General features: G+C 72.3%; 9 protein-coding genes and 1 pseudogene. 4 read left to right on the forward strand and 6 right to left on the reverse strand.

The genetic code is table 11. The features are described 5' to 3' along the window. The first annotated feature begins 89 nt into the window (after positions 1 to 89). The gene (locus KN815_RS11140; protein WP_253208896.1) at positions 90 to 13,145 is read left to right on the forward strand and encodes a non-ribosomal peptide synthetase/type I polyketide synthase; all 13,056 of its coding nucleotides are present in this window, start codon (positions 90 to 92) and stop codon (positions 13,143 to 13,145) included. Between the two features lie 48 nt (positions 13,146 to 13,193). Here the strand turns inward: KN815_RS11140 and KN815_RS11145 are convergent, their stop codons facing one another. After that, positions 13,194 to 14,624 (reverse strand): MFS transporter, encoded by a 1,431-nt coding sequence (locus tag KN815_RS11145; protein WP_216341619.1) that lies wholly within the window; start codon positions 14,622 to 14,624, stop codon positions 13,194 to 13,196. Between the two features lie 188 nt (positions 14,625 to 14,812). Between KN815_RS11145 and KN815_RS11150 the strand changes: the two genes are divergently transcribed. After that, positions 14,813 to 16,330, forward strand: a complete 1,518-nt coding sequence (locus tag KN815_RS11150) for an FGGY-family carbohydrate kinase (RefSeq protein ID WP_216341620.1) — start codon at positions 14,813 to 14,815, stop codon at positions 16,328 to 16,330. Positions 16,331 to 16,531: 201 nt separating this feature from the next. Continuing rightward, positions 16,532 to 17,874, forward strand: a pseudogene (locus tag KN815_RS11155) (FAD-binding protein). 79 nt (positions 17,875 to 17,953) lie between these two features. Here KN815_RS11155 and KN815_RS11160 read toward each other — a convergent pair. The 3 genes from KN815_RS11160 to KN815_RS11170 form a co-directional block, all read right to left on the reverse strand. Further along, positions 17,954 to 18,724 (reverse strand): SDR family NAD(P)-dependent oxidoreductase, encoded by a 771-nt coding sequence (locus KN815_RS11160; protein ID WP_216341621.1) that lies wholly within the window; start codon positions 18,722 to 18,724, stop codon positions 17,954 to 17,956. A gap of 74 nt (positions 18,725 to 18,798) precedes the next feature. Next, positions 18,799 to 19,827 carry a phosphotransferase family protein gene (locus KN815_RS11165; protein WP_216341622.1) on the reverse strand — a complete coding sequence of 343 codons (1,029 nt, stop codon included), beginning with the start codon at positions 19,825 to 19,827 and terminating at the stop codon, positions 18,799 to 18,801. Beyond that, complete coding sequence (locus KN815_RS11170) at positions 19,824 to 21,026, reverse strand: acyl-CoA dehydrogenase family protein (RefSeq protein WP_216341623.1); 1,203 nt, start codon at positions 21,024 to 21,026, stop codon at positions 19,824 to 19,826. The genes KN815_RS11165 and KN815_RS11170 overlap by 4 nt, the downstream gene beginning before the upstream one ends. 401 nt (positions 21,027 to 21,427) lie before the next feature. On the opposite strand from KN815_RS11170, the gene KN815_RS11175 reads away from it, so the two are divergent. Beyond that, positions 21,428 to 22,747 carry an MFS transporter gene (locus tag KN815_RS11175; protein ID WP_216341624.1) on the forward strand — a complete coding sequence of 440 codons (1,320 nt, stop codon included), beginning with the start codon at positions 21,428 to 21,430 and terminating at the stop codon, positions 22,745 to 22,747. A gap of 96 nt (positions 22,748 to 22,843) precedes the next feature. Here the strand turns inward: KN815_RS11175 and KN815_RS11180 are convergent, their stop codons facing one another. Then, on the reverse strand, positions 22,844 to 23,587 hold the full coding sequence (locus tag KN815_RS11180) for an SDR family oxidoreductase (protein ID WP_216341625.1): 744 nt from the start codon (positions 23,585 to 23,587) through the stop codon (positions 22,844 to 22,846). A 136-nt stretch (positions 23,588 to 23,723) separates the two neighbouring features. Further along, on the reverse strand, positions 23,724 to 24,764 hold the full coding sequence (locus KN815_RS11185) for an NAD(P)-dependent alcohol dehydrogenase (RefSeq protein WP_216341643.1): 1,041 nt from the start codon (positions 24,762 to 24,764) through the stop codon (positions 23,724 to 23,726). Positions 24,765 to 24,787: the final 23 nt, after the last annotated feature.

Below are 24,787 nucleotides of genomic sequence, written 5' to 3' on the forward strand. Positions count from 1 at the left end.
GCCGCCGAGGTGAGAGATTGCCGACCCCGGGAACCCGACGCCCCCTGCGCGCCTCCCACTAGGGGACGGCAAGTGAGTTGGGGATCTTGATGACGGGACCGAATGGCGAGACCACGCTTCCGCAGGTCTTGTTGGACGCCGCCGACGCGGCCCCGGACCAGGTGCTGGTGCATGTCCGGGGAGACGGCGGTGAGCGGACGGTCACCTTCGCACGGCTGCGGGACGAGGCGCTGTGCGTCGCTGGTGGCTACCTCGCGGCCGGGGTGGCACCCGGCACCTGTGTCCCGCTGCTCGCCGACCGCGGTGCCGACTTCCAGGCGATGTTCTGGGGCGCCCTGCTGGCCGGTCTCATCCCGGTGCCGCTCGCGTCCGATGTCCGGCGGGTGGTGCCGGTGTGGGAATCGCTCGGCCGCCCGCGGGTGGCCGTGGACGAGGCCACCGAGACACTGCTGGCCGAATTGCCGGGTGAGGTCGAGCCTTTGCGGCTGGGCGAGCTGCGGCAGGGCCGTCCGCCCGCCCGGCTGCCGGATCCCGCACCCGGCGACGTGGCCTTTCTACAGTTCTCCTCGGGCAGCACCGGCGACCCGAAGGGCGTCGAGCTGACGCACACCTGCGTCCTCGCCAACCTGGAGCAGATCCGCCTCGCCGCGGCCCTCACCTCCGACGATGTGGTGGCGAGCTGGATGCCGTACTTCCACGACATGGGCCTCATCGGCACCCACCTGGCCCCGCTCGCCGCGCGCGCCAAACAGGTGCGGCTGGAGCCGTTGTCGTTCGCCAAGCGGCCGGTGCTGTGGCTGGAGATGGCGGCCCGGCACCGGGCGACACTCCTGTCCGCCGCCAACTTCGCCCTGGCCCTGGCCGTACGGCGGATCCCCGACGAGGCATTCTCCCGGCTCGATCTGACCTCCGTACGGTTGGTCCTGGTCGGCGCCGAGCCGATCGCCCCGGCGGTGTGGCGGCGGTTCGCCGCGCAGGCGGGGGCGTCCGGGCTCGACGAGCGGGCCCCGCTGCCGGTCTACGGCCTGGCCGAGGCCACCTTGGCGGTCACCTTCCCGCCCCTGGACGAGGTGGCGGTGCCACGTGTCCTGGACCGGGCGGCCCTCAGCCGCGGCCGCGCGCTGGACACCGACCTGGGCCCGGACGCCGTGGAGCTGATGGACGTCGGCCTGCCGGTGCCCGGGTGCGAGGTACGCATCGTGGACGACGCGGGCCGCCCGCTGGACGAACGGCGGGTGGGCCATATCCGGGTACGCGGCCCGCAGGTGGCGCGCGGCTACCGAAAGGCCCCCGAGGCGACCGCCGCCACGTTCGCCGATGGTTGGCTGCGCACCGGTGACCTCGGATTCCTGGCCGACGGCCGGTTGTGTGTGACCGGCCGCCACAAGGACGTGGTGTTCGTGGGCGGCCGCACCTTCCACGCCCCGGACCTGGAGCAGGTGGCAATGGCCACCCCCGGCCTGCCCACGTCGCCCCTGGCCGCGGTGGTGGGCTCCACCGACCCGGCCGACGGCGCGGAACGGGTGGTGGTCTTCGTACGCTGGACCAGGCCACCGCGCGCGGCGTCGGCCACGCTGGCCCAGGTGGCGGCGCGGGTACGCCAGGCCCTGGCGCACGACGACGTACGGGCGCTGCCCCTGCCACCGGGCGCGTTCCCCCGGACAACGAGCGGCAAGCTGCGCCGCCGTGCGATGCGGGAGCGGTTCGAGGCGGGGGCCTATGCGGCGGTCGAGGAGCGGTGGGGGCGCGGGGACGGGGGGTCCGCGTCGTTGGCTTCCGCGGCCTCGTTCTCTGCGCCCCCGACCTCGGCGGCTCCGCCGTCTGCGGTTCCGGCCTCCGCGGCCCCGGTCGCCTCCATCCCAGCCCAGGGCGGCTCGGCTTCTGCCATTCCGACCGAGGATGTGTCGGTCTCTGCCGAGGCGGCCCCTGCCGTTCCGGCGCAGGGCGTTCCGGCAGCGGGGGCTTCGGGGTCAGGCGCCCCGGATGCGGACTCTCAGCCAGTGGGCGCATCGGGGCCCGGCACCCCGGGCGCGGGTGTTCCCGCCCCTGCCGTCCCCCTTGCGCGGGACGTCCCCGCAGGGCCGTGCTCGCGGCGGGAGGTGGCGCGGGTTGTCACCGGCATTTGGGCGCGGGTGTTGGACCGGCCTGAGCACACCATCGGCCCGCACGACGGGTTCCTGGCCATCGGTGGTTCGTCGCTGACGGCTATGGAGGTGCTCGCCGAGGTGGAGGACACCTTCGGCGTCCCCGTGCCACCGGCCGTGCTGCGCGACCGTGACACGGTCGCCGCGCTCACCGAACACGTGGTGGCGACGTGGCACGGCGGTCCGCCGGAGGCCGCTCGGCCCCGCGCCACCCCGACCCCGACCCCGACCCCGAGTCCGATCCTGAGCCCGAGCGGGACCGTGAACGACAGCGACCCGGGAGCCATCGCGGTCGTCGCCATGGCCTGCCGCTTCCCCGGCGCGGACACCCCGGACGCCTTCTGGGACCAGCTCGTGGCCGGCCACGACGCCGTTGGCCCCGTACCGCCCGCCCGATGGACGACCCGGCCGGAGAACACCGCCCGGTGGGGCGCCTTCCTGGACGACCCGTCCCGCTTCGACGCCACGTACTTCGGCATGGACGACCAAGAGGCGGTCGCGACCGACCCCCAGGCCCGCATCTTTCTGGAACTGGCCCACGAAGCCCTGGAACGCGCCGGTTACGCGGGACCCAGACGGACGGGCCGCCGCATCGGCGTGTTCGCCGCGACCGGGGAGAGCGGCTACCGCGAACTGCTCTCCCGGGCCTCGGGCCCGTACGGCGGGCTGCCTCCCGCCGCGTTGGTCGGCAACCTCCCCAACCTCATCGCCGCCCGCGTGGCGCAGAGCCTGGACCTGACCGGTCCGGCCCTCGCCGTCGACACCGCGTGTTCCTCGGCCCTGGTCGCGCTGCACCTGGCACGCCGCAGCCTCCAGTCCGGGGAGTGCGACCTCGCCGTGGTCGGCGGGGTCAACCTCGCGCTGGCCCCGACCGGCCACCGGCTGTTGGAGCAGGCGGGCGTGCTGTCGCCGACCGGGCGCTGTCACGCCTTCAGCGCCGCGGCCGACGGCTTCGTCCCCGGGGAGGGCGGCGCGGCGATCGTGCTCGCCCGACTGGACGACGCGTACCGCGCGGACGACCGGGTTCTTGCGCTGCTGCGTGGCACCGCGGTGAACAACGACGGGCGTTCGCTGAGCCTGCTGGCCCCCAACGCGCTCACCCAGCGGGAGATCATCGTCCAGGCGTACCGCGATGCGGGCGTCGACCCCGACAGCGTGTCCTACATCGAGGCTCACGGCACCGGCACCGCCCTCGGTGACCCTGTCGAACTGCGCTCCCTGGCACAGGCGTTCGCGCCACGCGCCGACGGGCGGCCCCGACTGCTGGGCTCGGTGAAGACCAACCTCGGCCATCTGCTCAACGCCGGCGCCATGCCGAGCCTGGTGAAGGTCGTCCTGGCCCTCGGCCACCGACAGTTGCCCGCGTCGTTGCACCACGATCCGCCCGCCACCCTCCCGGACGATGGCGCGCCCGGTTTCGCCGTGGTCACCGAGCATCGCGCATGGACGGCCCCCGGCCCACTGGTGGCCGGAATCAACGCCTTCGGGTTCGGCGGCACCAACGCGCACGCCATCCTCGAGCAGGCACCCCCGCCTCCGCGCCCCCCTCTGCGCCAGCGCCCGTCGCGCCGCGGCCGACCGGAGACCGCCCCGCACCTGGAGCGTGGCGTGATTGACGACTCGGGTGTTCAGCCTGGTTCGAGTGACGGCTCAGACGTTGAGGACGGCTCAAGGGCCGAGGCCGGCCCGCATCTGTTGACCCTCTCGGCCCGCGGCGCCGACGCCTTGGCAGCCGCGGCCCGTGACCTCGCGGCCCATCTGCGGGCTCACCCGGGGCTCGACGAGGGCGACGTGTGCGCCACCGTCAACACCGCCCGCGACCATGGCGGCCACCGCCTGGCCGTGGTGTCCCGTGGTGACCTCGCCGAACGCCTCGAAGCCCACTCCACCCCCGCGGTGGCCCGCTCCCGGCCCCGGCTGGTGTTCCTGCTGCCCGGCCAGGGCACCGCGCGACCGGGGCTTGGCCGCGCCCTGTACCGCACCGCACCGGAGTTCCGCCGTGTGATGGAGGAGGCGTCCGCACTCGTCGGCCCGGTGCGGGGGCGCACCCTGGTCCAGTGGTGCCTGGATGCCGATGCCACGCCCGTCGATCTGGCCCGTACGGAGGTCTCCCAGCCGCTGCTCGTCGCGTTCGGTGTCGCGCTGGCCCGGCAGTTGCGCGCCTGGGGCGTGAGCCCGGACGCGGTCGCCGGGCACAGCGTCGGCGAGATCACCGCCGCCTGCGTCGCCGGGTCGATCACCCTGGCCGAGGCAGTGCGGTTCGCCGCCGAGCGAGGGCGCCTGATGCGCGATCTGGCCGCACCGGGCGCCATGGCCGCCGTACGCGGCGGCGACGATGCCGTTGCCGCGATGGTGGCCGAGTCGGCCGGTGCGCTGTGCGTGGCCGCGGTCAACGCCCCCGGGCACGTGGTGATCGCCGGAGCCCCGGACGCCGTCCACCGAGCCGTCGGGCGGCTGGTCGCCGATGGGATTACGGCCCGCGAACTCCCCGTCTCCCACGGCTTCCACTCCCCGGCGATACGCCCGGTGGCCGATCCGCTCGCAGCCGTGGCGGCCGAACTGACCCCCAGCCGGCCGTCGGTGCCCCTGCTCAGCACGCTGACGGCCCAGTGGCAGCCGTCTTTGGACCCGGCCCACTGGCGCGAACACGCCCTGCGTCCCGTACGCTTCGGCGTCGCCGTCGAGCGTCTGCTGGACGATGGATACGACACCTTCGTCGAGCTCGGGCCCGCCAGCACCCTGCCGGGGCCGGTCCGCGCCGTGGCGGCCGAACGCGACCCGTCGCCGGAGGTGTTGGCGCTGGCGGCCCCGGGCACCGGCGCCGACCCCGGGCAGGCCCTGCTGACGGCCTTGGGGCGGCTGTGGACGCGAGGGGTGGACCTCGACCACGCGGCACTGGGTGCCGGGCGGGCGCGCGTGGCCGTACCGACGTACCCCTTCCAGCGCCGTCGCCACTGGCCACTGCACTGGGCCGACCAGCGGCCCGAGGGCCGGTCCGAGCACCGGGCCGCGCATGGGCCCGAGCACCGACTCGAGGACCAGTCCGAGCATCGGCCGAAGGGCCGGTCCGAGCATGGGGCCTGGCATCGGCCCGAGCCCGTGGCCGAGCACCAACTCAAGCCTGCGGTGGCGCCGCTGCACCGACTCACCTGGTGTGAGACGCCTCCTGGGGCTGGCGGGGACACACCGCACACCGTCCGGCTGGCCGGGCCGGATTCGGGACTGGCGCGTGCGCTGGCCCACCGGCTGGAGCGGCGCGGTATCACGGTCCGCAGGGACGGTGACGCCTCCCTCGCCGAGCTGCCCGCGCAGCTCACCGTCTGGCTCGCCGGACCGGCCGCCGAGTGCGCGACCGTGGCGGACCTCGACACCGCGACGCACACCGTCCTGTCCACGCTGCGGGACTTGCTCCCATCGATGAGCCAGGGCGGTAGCCGTCTGGTGGCGGTCACCGAGGATGTGCACGCCACCGGCGCCACCGCCGAACGGCCACGCCCCGCCCAGGCGCTGCTCACCGGCCTTGTGCTCGCGCTCCCCGAGGAGTTTCCGGGCCTCACCGCGTACGGCGTCGACCTCTCCTCGTACGACTCCCTGGACGTCCGGCTCGACGCCCTGGAGCGGGAGGTGCTCGCGCGGAACGCGCCGGGTGGCGGCGCGGTGGCGTGGCGGGCGGGCCGCCGTCTGGTCCGTACCCCCGTGGCGATGGCGGCCGACTCGTTGCCGTTGTCCTCGCCGCTGCCACCCGACGGTAGGTATCTGATCACCGGCGGTACGGGCGGGATCGGCACCGAGCTTGCGCGTGACCTGGCCGGACGCGGTCGGCCGACCCTGGTCCTCGTCGGCCGGTCGGCTCGTCCTCCGGCGGACCATCTGATGGCCGAACTCGGCGCGCTCGGCGCCACGGCGGAATACCGCGTGGCGGATGTGTCCGTCGAAGCCGATGTCGAGGAGCTGATCGCGGACCTGCCGCCGCTGGACGGGGTGTTCCACGCCGCCGGAGTGGCGCGCGCCGGCACGCTGCGGGCCAAGACACCGGAGGAGATGGCCGAGGTGATGGCCGCCAAGGTGCGCGGCAGCCACCTGCTGTCCCGGGCTCTGTGGCGGCACGGCCACCGTCCGGCGGTATGCGTGGCCCTCTCCTCGGTCGCTCCAGTGCTGCCCGGGCTGGCCGGTGCACTCGGTGACTACGCGGCGGCCAACGCCTTCCTCGACGCCTTCGCCGCCTCCGAACGGGCGGCCGGGCGGCCGTGGCAGTCGCTCAACTTCGCCGCGTTCGCCGAGACCGGGCTGGCCGCCGCGGAGCCGTCGCGAACCGCCGCCACGGCACGGGGCGTGGCGCCCCTGACCACGGGCGCGGGCCTGGCCGCGCTGCATGCGGCATGCGGTATCGACGCCGCGCAGTTGGTGGTGGCCGATCTGACGGCGGTGTCGGCTACCGCAAGGTCAGGGTCAGGGGCCGCGGTGCCGGCCGCCGCCGGGCCTGAGTTCAGCGCGTCGGTTGCCGATGAGCCGAGGGCCTTCGTGCCGGCCGCTGCCGAGTCCGGGACCGCCGTCGGGCTCCCCGCAACCGCAACAGGACCCCTCACACCCACAACGGGACCCTTCGCAACCACACCGAGCGCCGCCGACGCCGCCCCGCCCCGCATCACTGGCGTTCTGCGCCGCCTCCTGGCCGAGGCGCTGCACCGCGCGCCCGCCGAAGTCGCCGACGAAGAGCAGTTCCTGACCATGGGGCTGGACTCGCTCTCCGCCGTGGACCTCGTCAGAAGGCTGGAGGCGGAGCTGGGCCGCTCCCTCCCGCCCACCCTGTTCTTCGAGTACCGAACGATCGGTGAGCTGGCCGCCCACCTGGCAACAACCGCTCGGACGGGGGCGGCGCAACAGCCCGCGCCCCCATCGCACCCCACCGCCGACCGTACGGGCGGGTTCGAGAACGGGGCCCCGCTTCCCCTCGCACCCGTGCAACTGGCCTTTCACACGGGCGGCAGACTCCACCCCGGGGTCTCCGCGTACGCGTATGTGCGCCAGACCGTCAACGGCCCCCTGGACACCGCTCTGCTCGGCCGCGCGCTCGCGCTCCTCGCCGAACGCCACCCGATGCTGCGCATCAGGATCGAGGCCGACGCCACGGCGCCCAGGCAACGCGTGGCGCCGCCCGAACCGCACACCATGCCGTCCTGGTACGAGGTACGCCACGCCGACGGCCCCCTGGCCGACCTGGAGGAGGCGCTGTGCAACCGCCCCTTCGACCTGGCCCACGAGGCGCCGGTGCGCGCGGTGCTGGTACGCGCACGCGCCGACCTGGCTCACCTGCTGCTGGTACTGCACCACGCCGCCGCGGACGGGTTCAGCCTCAACATCCTCGGCGAGGAGCTGTGGTCCGTCTACACCGCCCTCGCGCACGGCCGCTCGCCCGAACTGCCAACGCTGGAAAGCGATTTCGCCGACTACACCGCCGCCGTCGAGGCGGAACGGTCCGCACCGGAGTTCGCCGAGGACCAGCGGTACTGGCATGACACGCTCGCCACCCACCCCACGACGCTGGACCTGCCCTGGGACGGCGACCCGGAGGCGCCGCCCGCCGCACCCCTCAGCGCACACCAGGTGGCCACCGACCCCCACCTCACCGCCGCACTGCGCAAGTGCGCCGCCGCCCACGGTGTTTCCCTCTTCCACCTGCTGCTGGCCGCGTACGCGCGCTGTCTGGCCCGGTGGAGCGGGCAGCGCGGCATCGCGGTCAACGTGGCCCGCGCCCGTCGCGAACTCCGGCTGTCCGGTCTCGACCGGCTGGTCGGCCCGCTCGCCGACACCTTGCCGCTGTCGGCCGCCGTCGACCCCGACGAACCGGCCCCCGCCCTGGCCCAGCGGTTGCGCGCGATCTGGCTGGACGCGGAGCGGCACGCCCGGCTGACCAGCCTGGACATCGCCCGGCTGCTGCCCACCGCCGGATCCCGGCCGCGTACGGCCTCCCCGGCGGGGTTCAGCTTCGCCCGCTTCCCCGCCACCACCGACCCCGACTGCCCGGTCACGGTGCGCCCGGCTGCCGCGCGCACCGCCTCCGCCGCCACGCGCCTGGGGCTGCTGTGCTGGGAGAGCGACCGAGCCCTGCGCTTCTCCTGGAACTTCCCGGCCCGGCTGTTCACCCGGACCACGGTGGAGCGCCTGGCACGCGAACACCTCGCCGAACTGGGCCATCTCGCGCAACTCGCCGAACAGGCGGAACGCGCGGAACACAGGCAACTCGCCACGCCCGCGGAGGGCGATGTTCCGGCACCGGCCACCGTCCCCGGGGCCGGGCGCGGGATTGTCGAGCGCTTGTCGGCCCGTTTCCGGGTGGCCGCCGACCAGATCGCGGTCGAAACCGGTGATGCCACCATGACCTACCGCGCACTCGACCGGGCCTCCGCCGCACTCGCCGACCGGTTGCGCGCCCGGGGCGTCGTCCCCGGGGACCTGGTCGGCCTCCTCACCCAGCCGGGTGCCGACACCGTCGTGGGCGTCGTCGGCATCCTGCGGGCCGGGGCCGGGTGGGTGCCGCTGGACGCCGCCCATCCCACCGCACGCCTGGCCGACCAGCTCAACCGCTCGACGGCCCGGACCGTGGTGTGCCACGACGCCACCCGAGCGACGGCCGAGACACTCGATGCCGTGACGACGGTGGCCATAGACGATCCCTCACCGACACCGACACCGACACCGACACCGACACCGAAGCCACTGCGCGCGGCGGACCCCACCCCACCCGCCGACCCCGACGCCATCGCCTACGTCATCTTCACCTCGGGATCCACCGGCCGCCCCAAGGCCGTGCCCATCACCCACCGGGCGATGGTGAACTACCTGGACTGGGCCGTGGACACCTTCGGCTACCGTTCGGGCGACCGGCTCGCCCAGACCGCCTCCGTGTGCTTCGACGCCTCCGTACGCCAGTTGCTGGCACCGTTGCTGGTCGGAGCCACCGTTCACACCCTGCCGCGAAATCTGGTCCGTGACCCCGAGGCGCTGCTGGACCGGGTCGTACAGGACCGGATCACCGTGTGGAGCTCGGTGCCGACGCTGTGGGAACGACTGCTGACCGCCGCCGAGACCCGGGTACGGCGCGGCGCGCCCCGCCCCGATCTGTCGGCGCTGCGCTGGATCCACGTCGGTGGCGAGGCACTGCCCGCAGCGCATGTCCGTCGCTGGTACGACCTGTTCGGACCCGGCCACCGCATCGCCAACCTGTACGGGCCGACGGAAACCACCATCAACGCCACCTGCCACCTCATCGAGACCCGCCCCGGCGACGAGGTGCGACGACTGCCGATCGGCCGTCCCATCTCCGGCGCGGAAGTCGTGGTGGTGGCCGAGGACGGGCGCCGCTGCACGGTCGGTGAGCCCGGTGAACTGCTCATCGGCGGAACGGGACTGACGCCGGGATACCTCGGCGACCCCGCGCTCACGGCGGCGGCGTTCGCCGAGCGCGACGGGAAGCGCTGGTACCGCAGCGGCGACCGGGTCCGCCAACGGCCCGACGGCGCAATGGAGTTCCTCGGCCGCCTCGACGACCAGGTGAAGATCCGAGGCCATCGGGTCGAACCGGGGGAGATCGAGGCGGTGCTGCAAACCCACCCCCGGGTCGCACACGCCGCCGTACTCCACCGTGACGGCAAGCTGACCGGCTACGTCGAACCCCTGCCGGACGGCCCCGAACCCGATCCGGCACACCTACGCACCCATCTGCGCGGCACCCTGCCGGACTACATGCTCCCGGCTCGATTCCGGTTCCTGGCCGCGCTGCCACTGACCAGCACGGGCAAGGTCGACCGCCGCCGACTGGACGAGTCGGCCGCCGACGCGGACACGGGACCGGCGACGGACGAACGCCCGCCCACCCGTGCGGAGGCCCCGGGGGCCGCGCCGGCTACGCCAACCGAGTGCGCCCTGGCCCGTATCTGGTCCGAGGTGCTGAGTGTCGCCGAGGTCAGCCGCGAGGACGACTTCTTCGCGCTCGGTGGCGACTCCATCCTCGTCCTGGAGGTGTTCGCGCGGCTGGAGAAGGCGTACGAACGGGAACGGCGAGACGCCACCCTGCCGAGGCCGACGGTCATCTACGAGCACAGCACGCTCACCGCCCTTGCCGCTGCCGTGGATGAGATGGCCCACGTGGACGTGGCCGCCATCGCGGACGTGGCCGCCATCGCGGACGTGGCCGCTACCGTGGACACGGCTGTCGACGCGGCAACCCCACCCACCCTGCCCGACCGGCTCGTTCGGGGAAACCCACTCGCTCCGGCAAGTCCGCCCGCGCCGGGAAACTCGCCCAATGCGCAAGCGCCGCCTGTCCTGCCCGACTGGCCCGTGCCGTCCGGCCCCGGGAACCCGTCCGGCCCGGGGATGTTGCCCCTTCCGAGTACCCCTCCCACCACCGGAAGCGGTGACACTTCCGCCCTCGCCGGCGCGGACCTCACGCCGTACGCCCTCACTCCGACCCAGCGCGGCTTCCTGGTCGCCGAGGCCATCGCGCCGGGATCCGGCTCCGCGTGGCTGGCCCGGCTGCGCCTGCGCGGCACGCTGCGGACCGAAGTCTTTCAGCGCGCGGTCGACGCGCTCGTCGTCCGTCACCCCATGCTGCGCACCGTCTTCCCCGCGGGCGTCCGTCCGCCGGTCCAGCAGGAACTTCCGCCCGCGCTGCGGCTCCCGGTCGACTTCGAGACGCTGGCATCCCCGGGCCTGATCGAGGAGCGGGTCGCCGACGAACGCCGTCGCCGGTTCGAACCGTGGGCCTGGCCCCTGCTGCGCCTGCACGTGCTCACCACCGGCCCCGACGAGCACACGCTCGTCGTCCACGCCCATCACCTCATCGGTGACGGCTACAGCGCTGCCCTGTTCGGCCGGGAACTGATCGCCGTCTACGACCGGCTCGGCCGAGGCGAGCCGACCGGGCTGCCCCTGTTGCGCAGCACCTTCCGCGATTATGTCGCCCTGCTCCAGCAGCCGGACCTGCCCCTTGGCCCGGCTCCGGCCGCCACCGCCTGGCGGGCCCGCCACGCCACCCCGTACCAACGGCCCGACCTGCGACGCCCGGGCGCGGGGAGCGACGCGACGGCGGGTGCCGAGGCCACGGGGGCCGGCTCGTCGGAGTTCAGGTCGGCGGGGTTCACTCTCGGCGCCGAGTCGACGGCCGGGCTGCGCACTCTCGCCACCACCCTCCGCGCTACGCCGTACGCCCCCGTCCTGACCGCCTACTACCGAGCCCTGGCGGACCTCACCGGGCAACGGGACCTCGTCCTCGGGCTGGCGGTCACCGGACGCGACCACCCGCTGCCCGACATCAGCCGACTGTTCGGTCCCTTGGCGGCAGCCGTGCCGCTGCGCCCTGCCGTGACGGACGGGTCGTTCCGCTCCTTCCGCGAGGACCTGCTTCTGATCACCGAGGAGGCCGTGGCCGCCCGGATGTACGGCACCGTCGGCGACACCGGTGGCGGTATGAGCGGTGGTGGCCGTAGCAGCATAAGCGGCGGCACCCACGGCGAGCCGTCCGACGACCAGCCCGGCCCACTGGACTCGCCCGCCCCGCCCGGCCTGCCGCGCGCCACTCAGTTCCTCTTCAGCTACCTGGACTTCTCCGCCCTCGGCCCACCCACCGGCGCTACCCTGACCCTCGATTGGGACCACCACGACACGGAACTCGCCCCGCCCCCGGTGGGCACCGACGTGTTCCTGGCCGTCCGGCCGGTCGGGGACGGTCTGCGCGTCACCCTGCGGGCCTCGGCCGCCGCCCTCGACACGCCCACCTTCACCGCGTTCACCCGCGCCCTGCGGGACGAGCTCACCCGGGCGGCCACGCCCCGCCCGCGACATACCCCCACCCCCACCCCTACCCCGGCACCCGCCCCCGCGCCGCGCGCCTTCGGTGGTACGGACGCCGCGCTCATCGGCTACCTACCGGCCCCCGGACACCTGGCGGCGCTCGCCGGAATACCGGAACCCGACCTGCCGCGCGAACGCATGCGAGACCTGCTCTTCCCGGACGGAGGTCCCCGCCTGCTGGAGGAGATCAGCACACCGTTGGGCCGCTCCGCCTTCGTCGCGGTGCCGCTGTTCGCGGATGAACTGGTCGCGGGGAGCGCGCTCACCGGTCACACCGCCCGCGCCGTCGGCCACGCCGCCTCCCTCGGCGCACGCTGCGTGTCCCTGGCGGGCATGATCCCCGCGTTGACCGGCTACGGATTCGAGGTGGTGCGGGCCACCGACCGGGCGACGACGGCAGTCACCACCGGCCATGCCGCCACCGCCGTGTCCGTGGTCAAGACCGTCCACGCCGCACTCGCCGCGAGCGGACGTGACCTCGGCGACCTGACCGTCGCCATGGTCGGACTCGGCTCGATCGGCACCTCCTCCCTCAACCTGCTCCTCACCCACGCCCCGCGCCCGCCCGCCCACCTGGTGCTGTGCGATGTCGAGGGCAGCGCGCCCCGCCTGCGCGCACTCGCCACGGAGTTGCGCGGGAGCGGGCTGGCCGGGTCGGTGGCGACGGCCGAGTCCGCCCCGGCCCTTCCCCCTGCCGTGTACGAGGCCGACCTGATCGTCACCGCCGTCAGCGCCGGCACGGCCGTCCTCGACGTCGACCGGCTGCGCCCCGACACCGTCGTGGTCGACGACTCCTTCCCGCACTGTTTCGACACCGCCCGTGCTCTCGCCCGGATGCGCGGGCAGCGTGATGTGCTGACCGTCGGAGGCGGCCTGCTCGCGGTCGGCGACACCGAGCGGCACATCGCGGACAACCTCCCACCGGCCGCCGCCTCCGGATACGCGGAACGGTCCTGGCTGCCGGGCACGGTCGCCTCCTGCCGACTCGAATCCCTGCTGCACACCGCCGTGTCCGACCTGCCACTGGTCCACGGGCTGGTCAACGCCTCCCATGCGCATGCCTACTGGGACGCGGTCGAGGCGGCCGGAGTGAGCGCCGCCCCACTGCACCTCCTTGGCCACACCATTGCCACCGGGCCACCGGACTGACGTATCAGCGACCGGCGGCCGTGGGCGCCTCACGGCCTGTTGGTGGTCTCAACTGTTGGTGGTCTCCACCTCATCCGCACTTCGCCCTTCGGCGGACCGGGTGCCGCGGTGCTCAGCGCGCAACGCGGTGAGCGTCCCCAAGGCGGTGAGAGCGGCGAAGCCGAACAGCAGCCAGCGCGCGGAGGAAATCAACGATGGTCCACCGACATTGACCAGGAAGCCGGCGAGCACCGCACCGAACGCGGTGGACATCGTCAATACGATCGCGATCGCCGCGGCCGCCTTCTCCCCTTCCTGTTTGTCGGTCGTGCTGGCCATCGCAGCGACGGACAGATGGGGCATGGCCAGGCCGATTCCCGCGCCCGCGATCAGGAGTACGGGCAGCCAGGCGATGACCGCCAGCACCGATGGACCGCGATGTTGCAGCAAGGCCAGCGTGGCGAGCCCGGCGGAGAGCAGCCCAGGACCGGCCACTCGCAGCCGCCGGACCGCTTGCTCCCGGCGTGCTGAGGAGCTGATCACCTGGATCACCGACCAGCCCAGTGACAGAGCCGCGCCGAAGAATCCGGCGGCGACCGGCGGAAGGCCGCCCAGTCGCTGGCTGAACAACGGGAGAAAGGTCTCCACCGCGACACCGGAGGCGAGAAGGGCGATGGTCAGGTAGACCCACCGCAGTGCGGAGCCGGGTTGGTACGTCAGGCGGGGCAGGACGCGCACCCTCGTGCGCCTCTCCGTCCGTACGAATGCCCAGGCCAGCGCCAGCGCCAGGGCCAGGAACACCGCCATGACCAGCGCATTGGAGAGAATCCCGGCGATGCTCACCGCGCCTGCGGCCCCGATGACAAGCAACAACGACCTCGTTGCCACCGGAACCGGGTCTCCCTCGGTACGGCCACTACCCGGGAGAACCCTTGGTACCAACGCCCCCAGCACCACGGAGACAAGGGCCAACACCACGAACGCCAGGCGCCAGGAGCCGAATTGCGCGAAGAGCCCGCCCAGAGCCGGGCCGAAGAAATTGCCCAGACCGAACATGGCGGAGATCAACGCGCTGCCACGTACCCACAGATGGCGCGGCAGTGCCGAATGAATCAGAGCGAACCCCAGACCGGTCAGCAAGCCTGCCCCCAGCCCCTGCACACCGCGGCCGAGGAGCAGCACCGGCATCACCGGACTCGCCGCGCAGAGCACCGAACCCACGGCGAAGACACCGAAGCCGAGTAAGTAGGAGCCAATGTCGCCGCTCCGGGCGAGCGTCCGGCTCACGAGCATGGTCGCGACCACTTGGGCGATCAGGAACACGGTCGTGTTCCATGCGTAGAGGCGTTCACCGCCGATGTCCGCCACCGCCGTCGGCAGCAGGCTCGCGGCCAGATAGATGTTGATGGCGCCCACGAGTACGCCACCGGCCAGCACCACAGCGGTGCCTAAATGTCCGCCAAGTTCCCGCCACGACCCGACGCTTCGACTGCTGTCCATATGCGATCCTCGCTCCCGCTGTTGATTCCTGACGGGCATCATGGCGGGGCGCGGGGACCCGGTAATCCGGCAAAACGGACGTGATCTGTGTCACAAATACTCATAGTTGATATGGCTTTTCTCCCGGATAGAGGCCATATATCAAGACTCTCTTGACGCTGAAATCGCCTTCTGCCAGCGTGCTCGCCATGCCTCGCAACGCAGTCATCGGTGTGGACATCGGCACCTCGAGCAGCAAGGGCGTCCTCGTCGGCCTCGATGGCACACTGATCCGCTCGGCCACTCGGGAGCACACCCCCGCAAGGCCCGGCCCCGGCCACTTCGAGATGGACGCTGCCGTCTGGTGGCGCGAGTTCGTCGAACTCGCCCGGGAGTTGACCGCCGCCGCCGATACCGCCGCCGATACCACCGCCCATACCGCCTCTGGTGGCACCGCCGTGGTCGCCGTCGGGGTCAGTGGCATGGGGCCCTGCGTTCTGCTGGCCGATGAGCGCGACACCCCGCTGCGCCCCGCCGTTCTGTACGGGGTGGACACCCGCTCGGTCCAGCAGATCCAGCGCATCGAGGCGCGGCTCGGCGCCGAGGAGATCATCCGCCGCTGCGGCTCCGCCCTGACCACACAGGCCGCCGGGCCCAAAATCGCCTGGATCGCGGAGGTGGAGCCCGAGGTCTACGCGCGGGCCCGGCGGCTGTATATGCCGAGTTCCTGGTTGGTCAGGAAGCTCACCGGAAACTACGTCCTGGACCACCACTCGGCCAGCCAGTGCACCCCGCTGTACGACACGCTCGCCGGCGAGTGGTACGCCCCCTGGGCCGCCGAGGTCGCCCCCGGCATCGAACTGCCGCCACTGCGCCGGCCCGGTGAGGCGGCCGGGGCCCTCACCGCCGAGGCCGCCGAGGAAACCGGCCTGCCCGCCGGGATCCCCGTCACCACCGGCACCATCGACGCCTGGGCCGAGGCCCTGAGCGTGGGGGCGCAGCACATCGGCGATCTGATGCTGATGTACGGCACCACCATGTTCCTCATCCACACCGTGCCCAAGCCGCTGACCAGCCCGTCCCTGTGGGGCACGGTCGGCGCCCTGCCCGGAACCCGGAATCTGGCCGGTGGCATGGCCACCTCCGGTGCGGTCGCCAACTGGCTGCGGGACCTGTTCGCCGACGGCGACCACGCCGAACTCACCGCGCTGGCCGCCGAGTCGGGCCCCGGCGCCAATGGCCTGCTGATGCTCCCGTACTTCTCCGGCGAGCGCACCCCGATCATGGACCCGGACGCCCGCGGAGTGATCGCCGGGCTGACCCTGTCCCACACCCGTGGCGACCTCTACCGGGCCGCACTCGAAGCCACCGGTTTCGGCGTCCGCCAGAACATCGAGGTCATCGAGGCGGCCGGCGGCGACATCCGCCGCGTGGTGGCCGTCGGCGGCGGCACCCAGGGCTCCCTGTGGACGCAGATCGTCTCCGACATCACCGGCCGCCCGCAGGAGCTGCGCACCATCACCATCGGCGCCGGTTACGGCGATGCTCTGCTGGCCGCGCAGCTCGTCGGGGACGCCACCATCGAGGACTGGAACCCGGTGCGTGAGACGGTGACACCCCGCGCCGAGCACACCGGGCGCTACGACGAGCTGTACGCCCTCTACCGGCGGCTGTACCCGGACACCGCCGCGACCGTCCATGCCCTGGCGGCACTCCAGGAGCGCTGAGATCTCTTCCGCATCCTGAAAGCGATTCACTTCGGCGATGCCGATGTGTACCGGTCCGATGCTTGTGCTTTGAATTGGATTCGGTTTTGCTGGGAGGGTCGTCAAGGGCATGTCGTCGCCCTTGGCGAGCCGTCGAGCTCATCGCCGGAGGGGAGTCACATGCGCGTGGAGAATGTGGACCTGCTGGTCATCGGTGCGGGTATGGCGGGGTTGACCGCCGGTGCCCGCGCCGTTCGCAACGGTCTGTCCGTCATGGTCGTGGAGATCGGTACGGACGTCGGCGGTTCCGCGCGCTTCGCGGGTTACGCATGGACCGCGCCGAGCCATGACGTCATGGACCAGCACAATCCATCGGGAGACACTGGGCTGAGGCGCGCGCTCGTGGATCGGTTTCCCGAAGGCGTCGCATGGATTCGTTCGCTGGGCGTGGACATCAAGAATGCGCAGCGCGTCCTCAGTTTCGGCCGCGGGCACCAGTTCGACACCCATCAGTATGTCGACACCTGCCGTCGGATCGTCGCGAAGGCGGTGGCACGGTGCTGTTGGAGACGTGTGCCGAACGGCTGGTGGTCGAGGACGGGGTCGTGGCGGGGGCGGAGCTGAGACTGGCCGATGGCGCGCGCATGCGCGCGCGTGCCGGGTCCACGCTCATCGCGACCGGCGGGTTTCAGGGCGATCCGGAACTCCGTACCGCCCATGTGCACCCCCGTGCGGGAGACATGCAGCTCCGCTCCAACTCCTCCAGCCGCGGCGGCGGTTACCGTCTGGCCACCCAGGTCGGTGCCGCCACCGGCCACGATGACGCGGGCTTCTACGGCCATCTCATCCCCAGCGGCGTCTCGTTCGCCGACCCGGCCGACTTCGTCGACCTGTCGCTCTACTACAGCGAGCACGCCCTCCTGCTCAACGTGCTCAACGACCGGTTCGTGGACGAGACGCTGGGCGACCACCTCACGGCCATGGCGTTGCTGGAACAGCCCGAGAGCCGGGGTCTGCTCATCGCTGACGCCCGGGGCTTCCGTGACTGGGTCGTCGGGTCGTACGTCGAAGGCGCGGTCGCCGTGGACAAGTTCGCTCTGGCCGGCAAGCGGGGCGGCCGTGTGGGACTCGCCGAAGACCTCGAGGAACTGGCCTACCTCCCGGAGGAATGGGGGTATCGGGGTGAGGCCGTACGCGACGCGGTCAAGCTGTTCAACGAAGACGCCGCGGCGGGGCTGGAGCCGGTGCCCGGCCGACAGCTCGACCGCCTCCCGCTGGACGAACCGCCGTACTACGTGATCGAGACCGTACCGGCCATCACGTTCCCCTTTCACGGTGTGCGCATCGACGACCGGGCCCGTGTCCTGCGCGGGGACGGCGAACCGCTCCACGGACTCCTCGCGGCCGGGTCGGACACCGGCGGCCTGTGGCATCGCGCCTACGCCGGCGGCATCGCCTCGGCCCTGGTGTTCGGCCTGACCGCCGCGGATACCGCCACCGCCACCACCACCGCCACCACGACGCCGACGGCGGCACGGACGAGAGCGTCACGGGCGACGGACTGACCGCTCGCCGCCCCACCACCCGGCTCGTCCGCCGCGACCGGGTGGTGGGGCGCCGTCCCCGCGACGGGGCGGTGGGGCGTCAGCGTGCCGTCCAGCCGCCGTCCACGTACAGCTCGGAGCCGGTCACGAAACTCGCGTCCTGGGAGGCGAGGAACGCCACGGCCCCCGAGACCTCATCCGGCGTGCCGAGCCGCCCCATGGGGGTGCCCTCGACCATCGCGGTGTGACGGGGAGTGCCCCGCCACAGTTCGCGCGAGAGAGGGGTCTCGATGAAACCGGGATGGACCGAATTGACGCGGACACCGCGCGTGGCCCAGTGCAGGGCGGCGTTCTTCGTCATCAGCCGCACCGCACCCTTCGCCGCGTGGTACGAGAACTGGCTGCCGAAGCCGCCCACCGTGCCGAAGATCGACGCGATGTTGACGATCGAGCCGCCACCGGAACGTTCGATCGCGGGTCCGCCGTGCTTCATGCCGAGCCAGACACCGCCCTGGGTCACCGCGATGACCTTGTCCCAGGACTCCTGGGTCTCCGTCTCCACGGTGCGCATCTGGGCGATACCCGCGTTGTTGACGAGCACGGACAGGCCGCCCAGTTCGGAGACCACGCGCTCGACCGTGCCGCGCCACGCCTCCTCGTCGCTCACGTCCAGCGCGAGGCCCAGCGCCCGCGCTCCATCGGCCGCCAGATCCCTCGTCAGCTCCGCTGCCAACTGCTCGCAGCGGTCGGCGTCCACATCGGTCACCACCACCCTGGCGCCCTCGGCGGCAAGCCGCCGCGAGATGGCGGTGCCTATGCCGCCGGTCGCGCCGGTGACCAGGGCGATCTGTCCGGACAGTCGGTCTCGCACGGGCTCTTCTCCGTCTTGCGTGGCGTTTCGCATGGCATCTTCGGTGTCGGTCGCGGCATCTCCGGTGTCAACGGTCACGGCAGCAGCTCCAGCCCCGAGCGCAGCAGCGCGGGCACCGCGGAGCCGACCCGCTCGAATCCCGTTCCGACCGTCTGTCCCGCCGAATAGCGGGCGTGGATGCCCTCCGCGATGACGGCGAGCTTGAAACAGCCAAGCGCCTGGTAGAAGGGCAGGCCATCGATGTCGCGTCCGGACTTCTCGGCGTATCGCGCGGCCACCTCGCGGCCCGAGGGAAAGCCGGGATTGGCCGTCGGGACGTGGCGCGCCGCGAGGACCGGTTCGCAGGTCCGGTCCCAGTACATGAGCAGCATCCCGAGGTCGGCGAGCGGATCGCCGAGCGTGGCCATTTCCCAGTCGAGGACGGCGGCGATCCGGCCGAACTCGCCGGGTGCCAGGATGACGTTGTCCAGGCGGTAGTCGCCGTGCACGATGGCCGGGGCGCCGCTCGCGGGCAGCGATCGGGCCAGCCTGCCGTGCAGTTCGTCGAGGTCGGGCAGGCTCCGCGTGGCGACCTTGTCCCACTGCCCGCGCCATCGCCGCACCTGGCGCTCCAGATAGCCGTCGGGCCGGCCGAAGTCGCCGAGCCCGACGCCGGCGGCGTCCACCGAGTGCAGGGTGACCAGGGCGTCCACCAGCGCGTCAGCGGCCCGCCGCGCGTCGTCGGGCGGGAGCGCTGCGGCCTCGTCGCCGTCGCGCAGCACCGTGCCCGCCACGAAGTCGACGACGCAGAACGGTGCCCCGATCACCTCCGGGTCCGTGCACGACAGTACGGCCCGGGCGACCGGCACCGCGGTGTCGCCGAGCGCCGCGACGACGCGGTATTCGCGGTCCATGTCGTGTGCGGTCGGTGTCAGCACCCCCAGTGGCGGCCGTCGCACCACCCACCGGTGTACGCCGTCGGTCACCGCGTAGGTGAGATTGGAGCGCCCGCCCTGAAGCAGCGTGACCGTGAGCGGGCCCGCGCACTCGGGTACATGGCGTTCGAAGTAGCGCTGCAACGCGGCCACGTCCACTCCGGCCACCGTCGTCCCGGAGCCGGTCACCGGGCGCCCCGCCGCTCCCGCGCCGCCCGCACCGCGCGCTTGGCGATGGCCCAGCGATGGGTCTCGGATGGGCCGTCGTAGATACGGAACGGACGTACCTCGCGATACAGCCGCGACAGCGGGGCGTCCCCCGAGATGCCGAGCGCACCGCATATCTGGACGGCCCGGTCGACCACCCGGTTGACCGCCTCGGACACGTAGGTCTTGGCGATCGAGGTGTGCTGGGCGGCCGGGCGGCCCTGGTCCAGCTCCCAGCAGGCCCGCCACAGCACCGCCCGGCCGGTCTCGATGTCGATCTCGGAGTCGGCCAGCATCTGCTGCACCATGCCCAGTTCGGCCAGCGGCTTGCCGAAGGCGGAACGGTCCGCGGCGCGCTCCAGGGCGATGTCCTGCGCCCGCCGGGCCACGCCGAGCCAGCGCATGCAGTGGGTCATGCGCGCGGGCCCGAGGCGTACCTGGGCATACGCGAAGCCCTGGTCCACCTCGCCCAGTACGGCATCGTCCGCGACCTCGCAGCCTTCGAAGGCGATTTCGCTGTGTCCGCCGAAGAGGCCCTGGTCCAGGGTGTCGATATTCCGGACGAGCTTCATGCCGGGGTTGTCGGCGGCGACGAGGAACATCGTGGCGCCGCCCGGGTCGCCGGGGCCGCCGCTGGTGCGGGCCATGCAGATGGCGAAGGCCGCCCCGTCGGCGCCGCTGATGAACCACTTGCGGCCGTCGAGCCGCCAGCCGCCGTCGACCTTCGTCGCGGTCGTCGTGAGCGCACGCGGGTCGGAGCCGGCGCCCGGCGCCGGTTCGGTCATCGCGAAGCACGAGCGTGCCTCACCGGCCGCCAGCGGGCGCAGATACCGCTCCTTCTGCTCCTCCGTGGCCACCACCTCGAGCAGATGCGTATTGCCCTCGTCGGGAGCCGCGCAGTTGAGCGCGAGGGGTCCCAGCAGCGAGTACCCGGCCGCCTCGAACACCACCGCCTGTCCGCACAGGTCCAGTCCGAGTCCGCCCCATTCGGCGCCGACGTGCGGGGCGAACACGCCCGCCTCGCGGGCCGCGTCCTGAAGGCGGCGGCGCAGTGGCTCCGGCCCGGCATGGACGTTGCCGTCACACGCCTCCTCCTCGGGTATCACCACCTCCCGTACGAACTCGGTGGTGCGCCGTGCGATCCCGGCGACCCGTTCATCGATCTCGAACCCGATGGGCACGTTGCACTCCCGAGCTTGGCTACTGCCTACTTGTACGGCGACACTTCGCGTTGCGGGCGCGCGACCGCGTACCCACGACGCGAAGCCGGTCTGAAGCGCGGGGGACCGCATCCGGCGCACCCCGCTCCTTACGAGTAAACCGAATCCAATTCAGATCCTCAACCGGTCGGGCGTGTGCCGTTGCGGTGACCCTCTCGCGCGGCGCTCCGCCCCAGGCTGAACCGCAGGTCATGTGCCGTATGCGCGGAGCCCTTCCGGTCTGGGTGTCTGATCGCGTCCAGGGTCTCTGTCGCGCCCCTGGAGAAAACTCGTATTCGATGGCTAGCTGTACTGAGTTCAGTTCTGTAGCGTCCCGGGCGTCGGCAGGGTACGGACCGTGCCGCGGGGAAGGGAGCCGGATCATGAGCACCACACAGCAGCCAGCGCCGCCGGGGGAGGAGCCCGCGGCGCCGGAGGAGTCGGTGTCGTACGACCCCCGTACGGTGCGCCGCGCCATGCTCGCCGGGAGCATCGGCACCCTGATCGAGTACTTCGATTTCAGCGTCTACGGCTATCTCGCCGTGGCGATCGCTCCACAGTTCTTCCCGGGCGACGATCCAGCGGCCTCGACGTTGGCGGCGCTCGCGGTGTTCGCGACGGGCCTCGTGGTGCGGCCGATCGGCGGTGTCTTCTTCGGATGGATCGGCGACCGCTGGGGACGTCGCAAGGCGCTGGTCTCCTCGGTGCTGTGCATGGGGGTGGCCAGCAGCCTCACCGGACTGCTGCCCACCTACAGCCAGATCGGCGTGTTCGCCGCGGTGCTCCTGTTCATCACCCGGCTGGCGCAGGGCATCTCCTCGGGCGGCGAGTCGGTCGGCGCCTACACCTACATCTACGAGTCCGCGCCACCCCAGCGCAGGGCCTTCCTCGGCGCCGTCACGCCCATCGGGTCCAATCTCGGGTTCATGTTCGCGGCCACGACGGCCGGAGCGATCTCCGCTCTCACCACCAAGGAACAGATGGGCGACTGGGGCTGGCGGCTGCCCTTCCTGATGGCCGTGCCGCTCACCATCCTCTGCCTGTGGGCCCGGCTGCGGATCGAGGACACCCCGGAATTCAAGGAGGCCGCACAGCGCGCCGACATCCCCGCGGCTCCGATCCGAGAGGTCCTGGCCACCCACCGTACGGCGCTGCTCCAGTCCGTCGGCCTGGCCATGGCACAGGGTGGCGCCATCTTCCTCGGGCTGACGTACATCGGCATCTACCTGACCACCAACCTGGGATACGACACCACGCTGGTGTACTGGCTGAGCGCGGGTGTCGTGCTCGTCACCGTGCTGCTCATGGTGCCGGCCGGCCGGCTCGCCGCCCAGTTCGGCTGCCGCCGCGTCCTGATGGGCGGGCTGCTGGGCTTCCTGGTGACCGCCTACCCCGCGATGGTGCTCATGGGCCAGGACAGCCTGGCGCTGGCTGGTCTGGCATATCTGCTGCTGATGCTGAGCAGCGCGTTCGTACAGGTCCCGGCGGCGAGTCTGTGGCCGCATCTGTTCGAACGCCGGGTCCGCTACACCGGTATGGCGATCGGGTACAACGTCGGCACCGTTCTCGCGGGCGGTACGGCTCCGTACATCGCGGCCTTCCTGGTCGACCGGACCGGGAACCTGCTCTCCCCGGCGTTCTTCGTCATGCTGGTCTGCCTGATCGGCATCGGTTCCCTGCTGACCGTCCGCAAGGATGTGTAGCGGGCGCTCGGCCGTGGCGGCGGCAGGCCGCCACGCACGGCCGCGGGCATCTCGGCGCCACGCCAATCCGCGCGCCACGCCAATCCGCGCGCCGCGCTAATCCGCGGCGGAGTGGCCGCCGTGGCCGATGGTCTGGCCGCCGTCGATGAGGAACTCTCCGCCCGTGGTGTACGAGGCGTCGTCGCTCGCGAGGAAGAGCACCATGCGGGTGACCTCCTCGGGCTCGCCGATGCGCCGCACCGGCTGATGGGCGAAGAGCGTGGGTGAGGCGGTCTCACCCATGGACGTACGGATGACACCCGGGTGGACGGAGTTCACCCGCACCCCGCTGCCCGCCATGTCCAGTGCGGCGGCCTTGGTCATCCCGCGCACCCCCCACTTGCTCGCCACATAGCCGATGCCACCGGCGAAACCCGTCATACCGGCGGCCGAGGAGACATTGACGACGGCCCCCTGGCCACGGTCGCGCATGCGGGGGAGGACGGTGTGCATGCCGAGGAACGCGCCCACCAGATTGACGTCGATGATCCGGCGGAACTGCTCGGGCGACTGCTGCTCCACACCGCCGTAGTGCATGATCCCCGCGTTGTTGACCAGGACATCCACCGGGCCGAGGGTGTCCTCGACCGTGCGCACGACCGAACGCCACTGCGCTTCGTCGGTGACGTCGAGGTGGCAGTACCGGGTGTCGGGGAGTTCCCCGGCCAGGGCCTCCCCTTCGTCGTCCAGGACGTCACAGACGGCGACCCGGGCGCCCTCCGCGACCAGGCCCCGTACATGTGTGGCGCCCATGCCCCGGGCACCGCCGGTGACGATCGCCACTTTTCCGTCGAAGCGCATGCTGAACTTCCCTTCCGCGTACGTGAGTTGCCGACATCCGTGAGCGTGCGCGCCCGTGAGTCCGAGTGTCCACAAGCCCGCGCGTCCGTGGGCCCCGCGTCCATGAGCCGGAGCCATCGGTCCACCGCGAATGTGATCAGTCCGGTACGAGCACGGTCCGGCCCCGCGCCCGGCCCCGGCGAAGCCGGTCGATCGCCTCCGCGGCGGCCGACAGCGGCAAGCGCTCCGTCTCGACCTGAAGCGCCCCCGAACGTGCCAGCGCGACGACCGCGGCCAGTTCCTGGCGCGTTCCCCAGAAGGGCAGTGAGAGCCGGAAACCGGGTGGGAGGACACCCGGTTTGGACACCGTCAGGCTGCCGCCGCCGCTTCCCACGACGGCGAGTTCGCCGCCGGGGCGCAGGACACCGGTCGCGAGTTCCAGCGTCTGTGGGGCGCCGACGAAGTCGAAGACGGCGTCCGCTCCCACGCCACCGCTGCGTGTCCTCAGGACGCGGGCGGTGTCCGGCCGCATCAGGGTGCCGAAGTCCGCGCCGGAGCGGTCCGCGAGAGCCAGGGCGTCCTCCCGGACATCCACCGCCAGCACACGGCTCGCGGTGGTCGCGCGGAGGGCCTGGACGGCGAGGTGGCCGAGCCCGCCGACACCGATGACGACGGCGGTGGTGCCCTCGCCGAGGGCGGGCCGGAGTCCGGCCACGGCGTGGTAGGACGTCAGGCCCGCGTCGGAGAGCGGGGCGGCCTGGTCGGCCGGCAGATCGCCGATCGGCACCAGATGGCGGGCGGAGGGGACGAGCAGATACTCGGCCATTCCGCCGTCCCGGCCCAGTCCGGCCCCGTGCCAGCCGAGGGTGTTCCGCCGGTCGCAGTAGTTGTCGGAGCCCGCGGCGCACCGGGCGCAGGAGCCGCAGCCCCACGGCCCGTAGAGCACCACGCGGTCACCTGCGCTCACCCCGTCGGCGGCGGGCCCCAGGGCCGTGACCTGCCCGGCGACCTCATGGCCGAGGGTGAACGGCAGCAGATAGGGGAGCGCGCCCGGAGCGCCGTCGATGACATGCAGATCGGAGCGGCACAACCCGGCGGCTTCGACCCGCACCAGCACCTCGGCGCCGTGGGGGACGGGCCGCTCGACCTCTGCCGGTGCCGGAGCCTCGCCCCAGGCCATCAGCCGCAGTGCCCTCATCTTCACCGTCCAGGGTCTTGTCA

The organism is Streptomyces niphimycinicus, from assembly GCF_018883605.1.
GTDB classification, from domain to species: Bacteria; Actinomycetota; Actinomycetes; order Streptomycetales; family Streptomycetaceae; genus Streptomyces; species Streptomyces niphimycinicus.